General features: G+C 47.3%; 11 protein-coding genes. 5 read left to right on the forward strand and 6 right to left on the reverse strand.

The window, feature by feature from the left end:
- Positions 1 to 62 precede the first annotated feature (62 nt).
- From ACR8BL_RS27080 to ACR8BL_RS27090, 3 genes are all read left to right on the forward strand, one after another.
- Positions 63 to 557, forward strand: coding sequence for a HEAT repeat domain-containing protein (locus tag ACR8BL_RS27080; RefSeq protein WP_434750398.1), 495 nt, complete (start codon positions 63 to 65; stop codon positions 555 to 557).
- A gap of 351 nt (positions 558 to 908) precedes the next feature.
- Complete coding sequence (locus ACR8BL_RS27085) at positions 909 to 1,160, forward strand: WXG100 family type VII secretion target (protein WP_434750399.1); 252 nt, start codon at positions 909 to 911, stop codon at positions 1,158 to 1,160.
- Between the two features lie 492 nt (positions 1,161 to 1,652).
- Positions 1,653 to 1,778, forward strand: coding sequence for a hypothetical protein (locus ACR8BL_RS27090; RefSeq protein WP_434750400.1), 126 nt, complete (start codon positions 1,653 to 1,655; stop codon positions 1,776 to 1,778).
- A 100-nt stretch (positions 1,779 to 1,878) separates the two neighbouring features.
- Here the strand turns inward: ACR8BL_RS27090 and ACR8BL_RS27095 are convergent, their stop codons facing one another.
- A complete protein-coding gene (locus tag ACR8BL_RS27095) occupies positions 1,879 to 4,155 on the reverse strand; it encodes a PIG-L family deacetylase (RefSeq protein WP_434750401.1) in 2,277 nt (758 codons plus the stop codon).
- Positions 4,156 to 4,612: 457 nt separating this feature from the next.
- On the opposite strand from ACR8BL_RS27095, the gene ACR8BL_RS27100 reads away from it, so the two are divergent.
- Complete coding sequence (locus ACR8BL_RS27100) at positions 4,613 to 4,894, forward strand: DUF6809 family protein (protein ID WP_434750402.1); 282 nt, start codon at positions 4,613 to 4,615, stop codon at positions 4,892 to 4,894.
- A gap of 133 nt (positions 4,895 to 5,027) precedes the next feature.
- Here ACR8BL_RS27100 and ACR8BL_RS27105 read toward each other — a convergent pair whose 3' ends face one another.
- Positions 5,028 to 6,248, reverse strand: coding sequence for a right-handed parallel beta-helix repeat-containing protein (locus ACR8BL_RS27105; protein ID WP_434753268.1), 1,221 nt, complete (start codon positions 6,246 to 6,248; stop codon positions 5,028 to 5,030).
- Positions 6,249 to 6,917: 669 nt separating this feature from the next.
- Between ACR8BL_RS27105 and ACR8BL_RS27110 the strand changes: the two genes are divergently transcribed.
- Complete coding sequence (locus tag ACR8BL_RS27110) at positions 6,918 to 8,900, forward strand: ATP-dependent DNA helicase (protein WP_434750403.1); 1,983 nt, start codon at positions 6,918 to 6,920, stop codon at positions 8,898 to 8,900.
- 173 nt (positions 8,901 to 9,073) lie between these two features.
- Here ACR8BL_RS27110 and cysK read toward each other — a convergent pair whose 3' ends face one another.
- From cysK to ACR8BL_RS27130, 4 genes are all read right to left on the reverse strand, one after another.
- Positions 9,074 to 10,012, reverse strand: a complete 939-nt coding sequence (gene cysK / locus ACR8BL_RS27115) for a cysteine synthase A (protein ID WP_434756746.1) — start codon at positions 10,010 to 10,012, stop codon at positions 9,074 to 9,076.
- 210 nt (positions 10,013 to 10,222) lie between these two features.
- The gene (locus ACR8BL_RS27120) at positions 10,223 to 10,609 is read right to left on the reverse strand and encodes a hypothetical protein (RefSeq protein WP_434750404.1); all 387 of its coding nucleotides are present in this window, start codon (positions 10,607 to 10,609) and stop codon (positions 10,223 to 10,225) included.
- A gap of 592 nt (positions 10,610 to 11,201) precedes the next feature.
- On the reverse strand, positions 11,202 to 11,435 hold the full coding sequence (locus ACR8BL_RS27125) for a hypothetical protein (protein WP_434750405.1): 234 nt from the start codon (positions 11,433 to 11,435) through the stop codon (positions 11,202 to 11,204).
- Positions 11,432 to 12,469 carry a nucleotide-binding protein gene (locus tag ACR8BL_RS27130; RefSeq protein ID WP_434750406.1) on the reverse strand — a complete coding sequence of 346 codons (1,038 nt, stop codon included), beginning with the start codon at positions 12,467 to 12,469 and terminating at the stop codon, positions 11,432 to 11,434. The genes ACR8BL_RS27125 and ACR8BL_RS27130 overlap by 4 nt, the downstream gene beginning before the upstream one ends.
- Positions 12,470 to 12,643: the final 174 nt, after the last annotated feature.

The following is a 12,643-nucleotide window of genomic DNA, read 5'->3' on the forward strand; positions in this document are numbered from 1 at the left end:
CATAATTGGGAGAAGACAATTAAAATCCTTTAAATAGATTCTAGTATTTTTTATAAGGGAGGTTGTATCCAATACACGCTACCATCAAGAAATTATTAGATGAAGAGTGGTTTGAGGAAGCAATGACTCGGATTGCTGAATTGGGAGAAAAAAGAGATCAATCTTCAGTAGAGTTTCTAATTGATATTTTGGTCGAAAGCCAGAATACTCTTGTCAGAAATGAAGTGGCGATTGCACTAAAAGATATTGGAGATAACAGAGCGGTTTGTCCGCTAATTGAGGCTCTGTCCAACGCTGAGATGAGAAAGAGCAGGGGCACTTTGTTATACGCAATGGAAGATATGCAATATGAGGCTTATATTGAGATCATTGTGGCATTAATTGGAGATGCCAATTTGGAAGTGAGGTTGCAGTCATTTCTATTATTTGAAAAAGTGGCGGATAAATTAAGCGAGCAGCAGAAGATGATTTGCAAAAATGTTATATTGCAGTTCAAAGCTGTAAGTGCAAATGCAAATGAGATGTTGGATGAGGCGTTAGATTTGTTGAGAAATTAGGTCTTCTTAGAGAAATACCTGAGTATTAATAAGTCTGTCAAGATAAGCTTGGAGGCTGGTAAATGGAAAAAACCAACTTATGAAGTGTTTTGACATCACATGAGAGCACTTTGAACCCTGACATTGGACTATCTTTGGCATACAAAACTCGCGAAGGACTAGATAGCTGCGGTCATTAGCCTTGATCTGAACGGAAACAAAGTTCCCGTTAGGATGTAGGACTGTAGTATGGATGAGTAACATATTAGAGAGTGGATTCATGAATTGAAATCAGTAAGTTAGCCTGATGAAAATGCCATTAAACTTCTGCTAACATAGGTATATCCTACATAAAATAAGCGGTGAAAACGGATGAGTACAATCAAAGTAACACCTGAGCAGCTACATCACGTATCGAATCAGGTGGATCAGGCCAGGCAGCAATTGGAGCATATTCAAGATAATCTCTCCAGGCAGATTATGTTCCTTCAAGCCATGTGGATGGGTGTGACACAGGAGCGCTTTTATGATGATTTTGCAAGGTCACGACCTGTACTACGGAAAGCACTGGAGAGTATGGTGTATACTTCAAAAGAGTTGAAGGATATTTGCGACACGGTTTGAGAATGCAGATGCGGAGAAAGGGAGTCTGGGCGGTGTTATTGGTGCTGTTGGTGAGGCAGCAATGATGAAGAGCTCAGCAAGTGATGCGGGTTCGGAGGACAAAGGCTACCGGATGGCACAAGTCATATCTATGGTCGGCTGATGTGGATGCCAGTAAACGAGAATGGTGTTCCCGATAAGTATGCTCAGATCATGCTGACTTCTCTGAAGTTAGCCAGAAATTGATGGCGTTTCAGATGGTACGCGGGATTAAGACATGTCGTAAGGGACCGTTTCATTTGCCAGCCTCACATCCGGCTGCGGCTAGGATGAAGAAGAGCTTGGAAGCGGTTGAAGCGAGGAAGGGAAACGATAATAAGGACATGGCGTTACGGGCCAGCCTCTTGATATCGGCGAAGTGAGATTAAAGCCAATTGGAATCAAGGGGGAAGGTGATAGCGTTAAAACGTACTTTTAAGATAGAAGGAAGAAAAGTAGAAATTAATAGTGGGCATGGATACCGTGGATATTTACTTTCGTTGGAAGAGCATGGGCGTGGGAGAAAAATTCGCACGTAAGCCGGGTTCCCGGAGCAAGGCGTTATGGCACGGAAAAGAAAAAGGCAATCCGGACAAATGATTAACGAGAGTCTGGACTGCCTTTTTGATTTTCGTCGCTGGTAGAGGTACCGGAGTGGGATGATTTGGCGGAGGTCGCGCGAGTCGCCGTGAAGATTACCTTAAATGATCTGTTCTCCGAGAAACTCGAATTGAAAACCGTCGTCCAGTTCGTAAGCATGGTATAACCCGCTCTTGATTTCATTTTTCAGGACATCAGAATCTTCACCTCTTACAAAGCAGTGAAGAGCATTATCATGGATTACGGCTTCGGGTTCTGATGAGACAGGGGAGCCCGCAGTCATTGGTTTGACGGACCAGCCTGAGCCTGTCCATAACCGACATTCCAAATCCATACTGTCAGCCTTCTGCGCAAAAATGCAGATTTGGCTGCCGTTCATCACGGCCTTGGGAGCGGAAGAAATTTTCCAATCCGTTTGCTCCCACCCACCCAAGTTCTGATCATAGATGTGGTAACGCCATAAAAAACTGTCGGCCCCTCTGACAAAAATATTGGTTGCACCGTTCAATAATATGATTTCGGGAGGCGATGCGATATCAGGATCCGCTGTGCTTTGCATGTCGGTTAGCGGGAACCAGCCATACCAACTGTCTAACCAATGTCTGCAACACCAGCTGTAATTTTCGTCCTTCAGTTTGGCGTAAATCATAAAGCCTGAGTTTTCTCCATATGAAATCGCCTTGATGCCTGAGATGATGCGCTTGTCGTTTTCTCCGGCGTCAAGATTTTCGCTCTCCCACTTTTGATCGAGCCAGATGTGCATTGTATATCTTTCCGGCGCTTTCCCCCGGGCAAAGATATGTGGCGTGTTGTTGTATAAAATAACTTCCGGCTGCGATGTGATTTCCAATTCGGTAGACAGCCATTTTTCCGACCAATGTGAATCGACAAGTGAACGATACTGGAGCGTTCCATCCTCGTGACAGGCAAATACGGTAAGAATATCTCCATATCTGGGGTTCTTTTGAACGATTGCTTTTGGCCCCGATTTGAAATCATTTCCAAGGGTCTTCCATTCTGTCCAGTTTACACCATCCCATATTCTATAGATCAAACTTTGATCCGCTTCCCGCGTAAAAACGTAAAGCTTTCCGTTGGCCGAAACGCTGGAAATACCGCATCCGGAATGCCTGCTCATCAGTGTGTACGTTTCCCATACATCTATTTTTGCGCTGTCCGCTTTTGCTGGGTACGCCTCATTGGATTTATAGGCACGTAGGAACAGACCATTGGAGGCCAAAAGGGCAATTTTATTGAATCCGACCGGATAGACGGTGAACGGCTCCGGCTTGGAACTATATCGGATGGCCCCCTTGTTGTCCCCCGTTTCGACAATAGACAAATAGTTGGATTTGTTTACTTTCCCAACGGCGGCGAGTACAACCCGATCTTTTTTGCCGGATCCGTCAATGAATTCGGAATGCCATATGGGTAAAAACTCCTGCTCGTCTTCAATCCAATTGCCGTTTGAGTAGATCAGGCCGTGCTGATAAGGATGCCTCATATACAGGCCCTCATGGGCCTGTAAGGCGACGGGCTTTTCATAGAGGGTTATTTCCTCGGGAAACAGGTCGATATAGGTCTTGGTGCTTTCGTAAGCGCTGTCGATCAACTCGGGGACGCTGTGGTATCCCAGTGCGTAGCGTTGCAACGCAGGATTGTAATCCTTGTAACAGTTCAGAGCCTCCCGTTTTTTGTCCTGCCACGCGGCTTCGTTATGAAAAATGAAGTCCGTATGGCTATGCAGCGGGTTCCGGTTGTCCCAGTAGGAATATACCCGGTAAAAGCGAACATCTTTAATGTAAGGCTCGCCGATGCAGCATTGGACGGCCGCTTCGTAAACCGCTTTATGGGTTACATTTAGCACGGTTCTTTTATCAGTTGGGTATTTGTCCGTCGGACCGCTAACGAATTTATGGGATGCGTTCGGATAATATTGCGCCATGAGTTGAATCGTGCTTCTGACCATTTGGACGGCGGCATTGTAATTGGTGTAAAACAAACCGTCAAAAATGCAGTCTCCACTGTCTCCGGCGTAGTAAACTTTATCCGCTCCCAATATATTGGTGACGGAACGCTCGAACTCTTGCTTCCTGAAGTTGTGGATGTCGTATGATGACATGGCTGTGAAGTCATGTTTTTTAGGGTGGTTTTCAAAACCGGGTCTGCCGCCAAGGCGACAAGTTGTTTCGCCCTTCATGATTTTCAGTAGTCCGTCGTTATGCCCGCTGGCCACCAAAACGACATAAACCGGTCGGCCGACTGCTTTGTGCTCTGCGATGGCGCCAGCGTACCCGATTGCATCGTCATCGGCGTGGGGAACATAGAAGATGGCCGGCCAGTCCGCAGGATTAATATCGCTGTGTATCTGCTTCATGTTATTCGCTCCTTAGTGATGTGAATTGGGAAAAGCTCTTTTGGTCATTATTCTCTGGCACCGGGCATTTTATCCACCTAAGCGCAGAAAACAACATTCCGGCAGCGCAAAATCCGTCACCAGAAAAAGTCTTATTGAGGAAGGGGGATAGTCCTACTTTACTGAAATTATCCTTTGTGCCTTCGGCCAGGACAAACGATCCTTCAATAATCGAACGTTTGATACCGTTTGCGCTGCTGAGCAAGATACAACTAAGCTGACACAGACATCACACATTTTTTAATACAGCGTTAGAAATATTCACTTTCCATGTTCATACTTTATTTCGAGTCGATAGGCTACACAGAGATAGAGGCCCCTTGTACTCTGTTTAAAGAAAACATTGATAGCGGATTTTCCACTAAATCCTCATCCCACCTCATTCCTTGATGTATAATTCTCCTGAGGTGACCTTACCATGAAGGATAACATGTCAAACCTGATCGAAGATTTGTTTCACGGGAACCTACGGTTGGACGAGTCGATTCATCCTGAACAGGCAGAGTATTACGAGATTAACAACCAAATATCGGATATCATGCAAAACTACAAAACAAAGCTTCCAGATACAGAATACGATGCCTTGGAGCAACTGATCGACTTGATTGGACAATCTACATCTATGTATGTAGAAGCGGCGTTTGAACAGGGCTTTCGTACATGCGGCAGACTTATGATTGAGGTGTTAGCCAAACCGTGAGTACCTTTCTACCTTACGAGCCAGTGGACAATGCATAGCAAATAAAAATACCCCTTCTCCATAACCAGCAATCGGCTGGCATGGGGAAGGGGATTTTGCTTTTATTTATTTATTTTTTTACTTATTCACACACCTACCGCGCCCCAATATTCTTACCCGCTGGCGTACCTGACCCTACCAGATCACTGCCACCCGCAAGCTTGAGGAAATTGCCCAGGAAAGGCGTTCCGTCCGCGTTACGCGTTACCGAAGGCACGAGGGAGACAAAGTCGGCTGCGCTAGCGAGAAGGCCTTTGTCGTTGACGCTTTTTTTGTTTTTCCACCAGACGTTGGTGCTGCTGACATCGGTTCCGCTGGTTTTGTCGCTGGCGCCGCCCTGGAAGGACAGGTTGTTGGTGAAGATATGGGTGCCTTTATCAAAGGCAAAGTTGCTTTGTCCATTGTTCCATGAGGTGTTGTTGGTCATCTGGATCGAACCCGGATTGCTGTTATAGGTAAAGCCATGCTTTTTGTTATTAAATGCAATGCTGTTCTCGACAATGTGATTCACGGCAATTTTCTCGCCACCCAGCTTGAAGCCATTACCGTCACTGTTTGAAGTAGAGGTTCCGTCTGCGGTGGCGCCGTTGGCGTACGCAATGCTGTTACGGATCGTGACGACACCGATGGCGCCTGTGTCCGTTTTGCTATAGAGATCCCAGCCATCATCCACGTTATAGGCGGCAATGCAGCCGTCAAAGACGTTCCCTGGACCTACCGTCAACTTTGCGGCAAAACCGTCGGCATCTTCGCCGTCATCCGGATCATAGTTGTTGTGAGAGTAGGAACGAATGACTTCGTTATATGAAGGCCATTCGCTCTTGGCAGCAGTGGAGGCATAACGCCCGATCTGAATGCCGGTATCCCGGTTATGGTGAGCTTCGATCTGTTCAAGACGGTTGTAGCTGCCTCCGATGAAGATACCGTTATCGCCCGCACCCTTCACCTCAAGTCCCTTGACGAGCCAGTAGTCACCAAACATCTGTAGCCCACGGCTGGTGGACGCGAAGGTCTGAGAGGAGAAATCAAAGACCGGTTTTTCCGATCCGTAGGCGACCAGATTTTTACGTTGTGAGGAGGTGCCGCTGTTGCCACGCTCGATCGTTATCGTCTCCGAGAAACTGTAGGTACCACCGCGCAGATAGATCGTTTTACCCGGTGCGATCTGAGTCAGCGCGTTAGCCAGTGACGTCGGACTGTTGATGGTTCCTGGACTGCTGGCAGAGCCGCCAGGAGATACATACAGATCACCCGCAGCAAGTGTGATATTAGAAGTCGCCACTGATTCCGAGGGATTTTGCAAGCTGCTCTCCATCAGTTCGGCAGCACCAGCCGATCCGCCCCCAATTATTAATAGAGGGAGCGTGGCGCTCAGACAGAGATGGGCCATTTTCGATTTCAGTGAACGTTCAGTTCGTGCATGGACATGAGTAGATGTGGATGGGAATAATTTCATTACGTAGACCTCCTTGGTCAGATGGGATATGGAATTCGTGTGGTACACATTGATGGTAAATGTTGTAAACGTTATCATCAATAATCATTTGATCACATGAACTTCAGGGCCGAGTGCATCAGGCATTGAACCTTCAAACGCAGTCTGATCTATAGGCAGCATATAATCCTCTCATCAGTTGATAGTCTCCATTTAACGATCAATCCTCCGAAATGAACGTAGAAAGCTCCTTTTTTCCAACCAAAAAACATGAGACATACCCTTGATCCACCGAAATGAACTTCGTCATATTGCAAAAGGGTAGAGGGACTCTTATATAATGTCTGGGGAATACTCTTCTGGTGCAGAATGATATATAGTAAACTTCCCTTTCTAATGCTAGATTTGAGTATATTTTGCCTTCATGCAAGCTTTATGAATTAGTACAGTGAAAAAAAGCTTGTCACCTACCTCATCACATGCGATAATTAAATTTTGCCTGCGGCCTTTTTGGAACGGGAAATTGAAATTGGACCGCTTTGTCTAAGAATGGAGGCTGACCCAGGATTGTCTACACAACGTTACCCTTTTGCATATGATCCGGCTGAACCTTTTGTATCCCGTCTCGGGGAATGGGTTGCCGATGTTTTTTACGATATTTTGCCAGAGTCCGGCTTCGAGGTACGGGATGAACAGATTTTTATGGCGTACCAGCTCGAACGGGCCTATGGAGATAAAAAGACCATTATGGCGGAGGCCGGTGTCGGAACAGGCAAGACGTTAGTCTATCTGCTCTACGCGGTCTGTTATGCACGTTATACGGGCAAACCGGCAGTGATCGCCTGTGCCGATGAGTCCTTGATTGAACAGCTTGTGAAGCCCGGCGGAGATATTGCGAAGCTGGCTGCACATCTGGACTTGGAAGTGGACGCACGTCTGGGTAAGTCACCGGACCAATACGTCTGTCTGAACAAATTAAGTGCGATGCGATTTGCGGATGAAGATGCCCCTGTTATTGAAGAAGTGCATGAGAGTCTGCCGGATTTTGTGAACACGCCGGGTACACTTCAGGCTTTCCATCCGTATGGTGACCGCAAACAGTATCCACATCTGAATGATCGTCAGTGGAATAAAATCAACTGGGACCCGTTTCAGGATTGTTTTGTTTGTCCAAAACGTCAACGCTGCGGCCTGACGCTATCGCGTGACCATTACCGTCGTTCAAAAGACATCATCATCTGTTCCCATGATTACTACATGGAGCATGTCTGGACCTATGATGCGCGCAAACGCGAGGGCCAACTTCCCCTGCTTCCGGATCACAGCTCGGTTGTATTTGATGAAGGACATTTGCTGGAAGAAGCAGCCCTGAACGCACTGAGCTACAAACTGAAACACCGTATTTTCGAGGAACTGGTCACACGTCTGCTCGAAGGTGAGATTCGTGAAACCCTTGCCGAGCGTGTAGATGAAGCAATCGAGAGCAGTGAGCGATTGTTCCGCCTGCTGGATACGTATACGGTGGCGATTCCCGGCTCGGAGCGGAAGGAAGTTCGGGTAGAAGCGCCGCTGTTGCAAGAGATCGAACGGTTGAACAGTGTGCTGGATGCAATTGGCGAAGAGCTGGTATTCGAGAGTGGATTATTCTCGCTGGATGGGTATCAGATGCGTGTTGTGGAAGAACATCTCGATATGATTCAGACGGCATTGTCTCTGTTCCGCAAGGAAGATGGTTACATCTGTTGGGCGGAAGAGAGCGAGGAAGAGACCACGTTGTCGATCATGCCACGTACGGTAAAAGAAATTCTGAACGAGCGTGTGTTCAACACTGGCATTCCCATTGTATTTTCCTCGGCAACGCTGTCTGTGGATAGTTCATTCCGTTATGTGGCGGACAGTCTGGGGATCGACGATTTTGTATCGTTCTCGGTCGCTTCTCCTTATGACTATGCGGACAAAATGCAGATGAAGATTACCGAACAAGCCGCACCGGGTCAAGCGGAGAACGAAAATAGGCTTCGTGACGCAGTTGCTCTGCTTCAGGAGAGTGGCGGTCGTGCACTGATTCTGTTCCGTACAATGGAAGAACTACGCGCGTTCAAGCAGGACGTCGTTCAAGTGCCTGAAGCAGAAGGATTACGCTTTATGTACGAGGGAGACAGAGAGATCAGTGATCTGATCGCAGCGTTCCAGCAGGATGAGGAAAGTGTGCTGTGCTCTGTCAATCTGTGGGAAGGTCTGGACGTTCCAGGACCCTCGTTATCCAACGTGATGATCTGGTCGCTCCCGTATCCACCACAGGACCCTGTCTTCAATGCAAAACGCAGTGCGTCGTCAGCACCATACGAAGAGATCGATCTTCCGTATATGCTCTTGCGTGTGAAACAAGGTCTTGGACGTCTGATTCGGACAAGCACGGATTCCGGTTCTGCAGCCATTCTGGATGAATCACTGTATACCAAAAAGGAAGCCAAAGACCGCATTGCGGCTCTGCTTCCTGAAGGTGTGGAATGGACAACCCTGACACACTAATGGGTGCTGGATGTTATAGAGGATAGCGAATGTCCTTCTTCATGTTTTCACATTTTTTCCAAAAGTGATATTTGGCTTCACAAAGTCCTTGTTCTCTGCGGATTAAACATTCGTAGGGGAGCAAGGACTTTTGGTGTTATTCAGCGTTGTTAGTTCTGTGCCCTGCCTCTTTATTAAAAAATACCCATGCTCAGATACCGTTCCCCGGTATCCGGCGCAATGCAGAGCACTCGGTGCCCTGGCCCCAGTTCCTTCGCGATGCGAAGGGCGGCCCACACTGAAGCGCCAGAGGAAGGGCCGAGCAGCAGCCCTTCCCGGGCAGCAAGCTGCCGCATCGTATCCAGTGCGTCCTCATCGGACACCTGGATGATGGCGTCCCACACGTCGGTATTCAAGATGTCCGGGATGAAGCCCGGACTTGTACCGACGAGCTTGTGCTGTCCGGGCTCGCCGCCGGACAGCACCGGGGAACCTTGCGGCTCCACCGCGTAGATGCGGAGGGCGGGAAGCTGCTTGCGCAGTTCTTCGCCCGTTCCGGTGATCGTGCCGCCGGTTCCGGCTGTAGCGATGAAGGCGTCTAACCTGCCATCCATCTGCTGCATAATCTCGGGCGCCGTCGTGATCCGGTGGATATCCGGATTCGCCTGATTCTCAAACTGCTGAGGAATAAAGCTGCCCGGCAGATCGACCTGGAGCTCCTTCGCTTTGCGAATAGCTCCAGGCATCCGCTCCGCCGCAGGTGTAAGTACAACCTCAGCACCATAAGCCTTCAATATGTTGATACGTTCCTTGGACATGTTGTCCGGCATGATCAGGATCGCTTTGTATCCTTTGGCCGCGGCATTCATCGCGAGTCCAATCCCGGTATTGCCGCTGGTCGGTTCGATAATGGTTGCTCCAGGCTGTAACAATCCATCTCGTTCAGCCTGCGTGATTAAGTTGTAGGCCGCACGATCCTTGACGCTGCCGCTTGGATTGAAATACTCCAGCTTGACGAACACGTCTGCGGAGTCAGTGCCTGTGAGCCGGCTGAGCCGAACCGCGGGGGTCTGACCGATCAGCTCAGTCACATTTGCTGCTACGAGCGGATGTGACTTTGTATTATTTTTCATAAGTGAAGGTAAATGTGAATTTGAACTTATATCCATAAAGTACAGCTCCTTGATTGAACAGACGTTGAGGGCATATCCGTTTCCCGGATGGGAATGGTGGGATATGTCTTCTCCATCTTAATGAACAAAGCCGACTATGGTCAAGCCGTTCAGGAAACCCATCCAAATGCAATTTCAACCTTGGAGCAGCAATCAAATCGATTGTGTTAATCAGGTTTGTGTCAGATCCATCTGCAGATGACGACTCAGCTCTTTTTTGACCTCATTGCGTGCAAATGTCCAGAGCATATAGAACCGCTGTCCGTATCCCCTGCACAGATAAACGGTTTCAATGCCATCCTTTCCCCGTGTCTCCTCCAGAACTTTCACTCCGCGGTTTCTCATCTGTTTGCGTATCTCCAGCATTTCCTTAAGAACTTGATTCTGAATGCGGGTGAGGGACAGAATATAGACCTCAGGCATTTTCAGGAGCAGTGTATCCAGTGTTCGAATATCCCGTTCCAGTACATCGAGCAAAAGCGTGCGCACAACCATTCCTTTGATCAGGCGATGATCTTCATCCGAAGGAGAGGGGGCGGAAGTAGAAGAGGATGCCATACGTTCACTTCCTTAACCTATAATTGGAATTAAATGTTTACAGAACATGTGTTCCTATATTATAATCAATATATGCAATAGAGAACCGTTATACAACCGAGAAATAATGGAAATAGAACTTGTGAGAAGATAGGGTATTCCTTTTTTTGCGGAGCAGTATAAGGTTAGAAGGCTTTGCGGCGGGGAGTTTACGGATGGAGAACCGGATAGATAGCAATAAAGAAATTTACGATTCGCGGTACAGAATGTGTGATGTGATAGGTGTGGTGAAGTATTTATAGGTTGCAGCGGTGGTCAAGGTTTGAGGCGTAGTGTGTGTCAGTAAAAACGGACAAGCTTGAACCAAAATTTAGGTATAATTTATGGGTTTTGCAGGAAACCTAAGGTCAGAAGCAACAGACTACTTGGTCAAACGGTATGTAAAAAAGAAACAAAAAAGCCCAGCCGTGGTGGCGGGGCCTGATCAACACGTTGCCGTTACAGCGGCAATATGAATGGAATGGTTATACACCAATTATAGAAATCAAGTGAAAAGTCTGATGATACTATAGTCCTCTGCTGAAGCTATAGTTCAGTGAATTTGTTACCAAAATTAAGCAAGATATTGAGGTTTCTCGTAATACGCCTCTTTTTCTAAAATGACCTTGTAAGGTCGCTCCTTGCCCTTGAGTGAAGGGCCTATCGTAATGAGCGGTACAGCCGGTTTGTGGAAACGTTCCTCTTCCTTTGGTTCCGGAACCGGTCGTGATGAATCAGGCGCAGAACTAAGGCGGACTTTCTTCTCGCTGCCCCAGCGCTTGCTTATTTTTTTCATTTCCGGTTTCATTCCGGTTCGCCTCCTAACAGATCGTTGATGGCGTTAAACAGTTGACGATTTTGCAAGTCAATGTGCTGAAATACCGCCTCATCCGCTTCAATATGACCAATAATGTGAACGGTAATTACATACCTCTTGGCTACAGGATAGCATAGCAGGTACTCTTTCTCAAGGTAATCGTCGTACAGATTAACTTTGATTTTGTTTTCCTGATATGAATCGACAACGAGAATACGTTTAGGATCATCCGGCGGTTTGTCATCATTCGCGGACAAGTTGTATTTTCTGCCTGGTTCTCCAACATTACCACATAATTGCTCAATATAACCATTACCATCTGTACGATAGATCGCTGTACCACGGACAGTGAATGGTGGACACGAGACAAAGGCACTTCGCAGTGCATCGCTCATGCGTTCTAACATCTGGTCATCTGCTTTGCGTGTGCGCAGTAATTCCCTAAAGAAACGCAGCAGTTTGAATAACTGTAGGCGGGCTTGATCTTCAGAGCGTTTATGATTCTCGATGATACGCTCGGCTTCAGGATCACTCCAGCGTCCTTGTTCTTCGATGCTGTCCGCAATCTTGGAGCAGGCCACGGATACGGCTGGAGCCCACTTTCCGTCAGAACGAATCTCATATACCAGCGGATTCAGCCCCAACAGATCGGTAGGCATCCGCAGTCCTTCGATTTTTGTAGCATCCTTGATGTCTGTAATATCCTCAGGAAGAATGAAAAAAATACGTTTTCGTCCCAGACGGCCCATGAATAGACCCATTTCAAGCATTGTATTATCCCGAACCGATGCGTAGTACTTTCCGCGAATTTTGGATATGTCATCCGGATGGAAGATAAAAATGGCAAAGTCCGTTGTGCGTACCTCGGCTTCCAGATCGTCCATAGTATAGCTGCTTGGATTAAATACCCCCGAATACCACGGGGTGACTTCGGCTGAAAAACGCAAGTTTTCGTGTACAGCGGCTGCAATCGGCTTCGCTTCCAGCGAGCAGCCAATAAAGACTCTTGGCTTTAACGTTTTCATCAATCCGCCTCGCTTAAACGGTAATGGGATTCAATTGTTATATTATACCATAAAAAGAAGAGTAAGTCTGGAAACGTTTGAATTTGATTTGTCGATACCGTTTGTTATAGTGTATGTGCATCAGGCAAAGGATTCCTTTACTAACGAGCAAAAAATAAAAAAAGGCCCGTAATT

Origin of the sequence: Paenibacillus amylolyticus (genome assembly GCF_051136285.1) — a bacterium.
GTDB lineage: Bacteria > Bacillota > Bacilli > Paenibacillales > Paenibacillaceae > Paenibacillus > Paenibacillus amylolyticus_F.

Bases quoted from the DNA above. Each gene is read 5' to 3' on its own strand.
- ACR8BL_RS27125 (WP_434750405.1), bottom strand. From the start codon at position 11,435: ATGAAACCGGAAATGAAAAAAATAAGCAAGCGCTGGGGCAGCGAGAAG.
- ACR8BL_RS27095 (WP_434750401.1), bottom strand. From the start codon at position 4,155: ATGAAGCAGATACACAGCGATATTAATCCTGCGGACTGGCCGGCCATC.
- ACR8BL_RS27110 (WP_434750403.1), top strand. From the start codon at position 6,918: ATGGAGGCTGACCCAGGATTGTCTACACAACGTTACCCTTTTGCATAT.
- ACR8BL_RS27105 (WP_434753268.1), bottom strand. From the start codon at position 6,248: ATGGAGAGCAGCTTGCAAAATCCCTCGGAATCAGTGGCGACTTCTAAT.
- ACR8BL_RS27130 (WP_434750406.1), bottom strand. From the start codon at position 12,469: ATGAAAACGTTAAAGCCAAGAGTCTTTATTGGCTGCTCGCTGGAAGCG.
- ACR8BL_RS27085 (WP_434750399.1), top strand. From the start codon at position 909: ATGAGTACAATCAAAGTAACACCTGAGCAGCTACATCACGTATCGAAT.
- ACR8BL_RS27100 (WP_434750402.1), top strand. From the start codon at position 4,613: ATGAAGGATAACATGTCAAACCTGATCGAAGATTTGTTTCACGGGAAC.
- cysK (WP_434756746.1), bottom strand. From the start codon at position 10,012: ATGAAAAATAATACAAAGTCACATCCGCTCGTAGCAGCAAATGTGACT.
- ACR8BL_RS27090 (WP_434750400.1), top strand. From the start codon at position 1,653: ATGGATACCGTGGATATTTACTTTCGTTGGAAGAGCATGGGCGTGGGA.
- ACR8BL_RS27120 (WP_434750404.1), bottom strand. From the start codon at position 10,609: ATGGCATCCTCTTCTACTTCCGCCCCCTCTCCTTCGGATGAAGATCAT.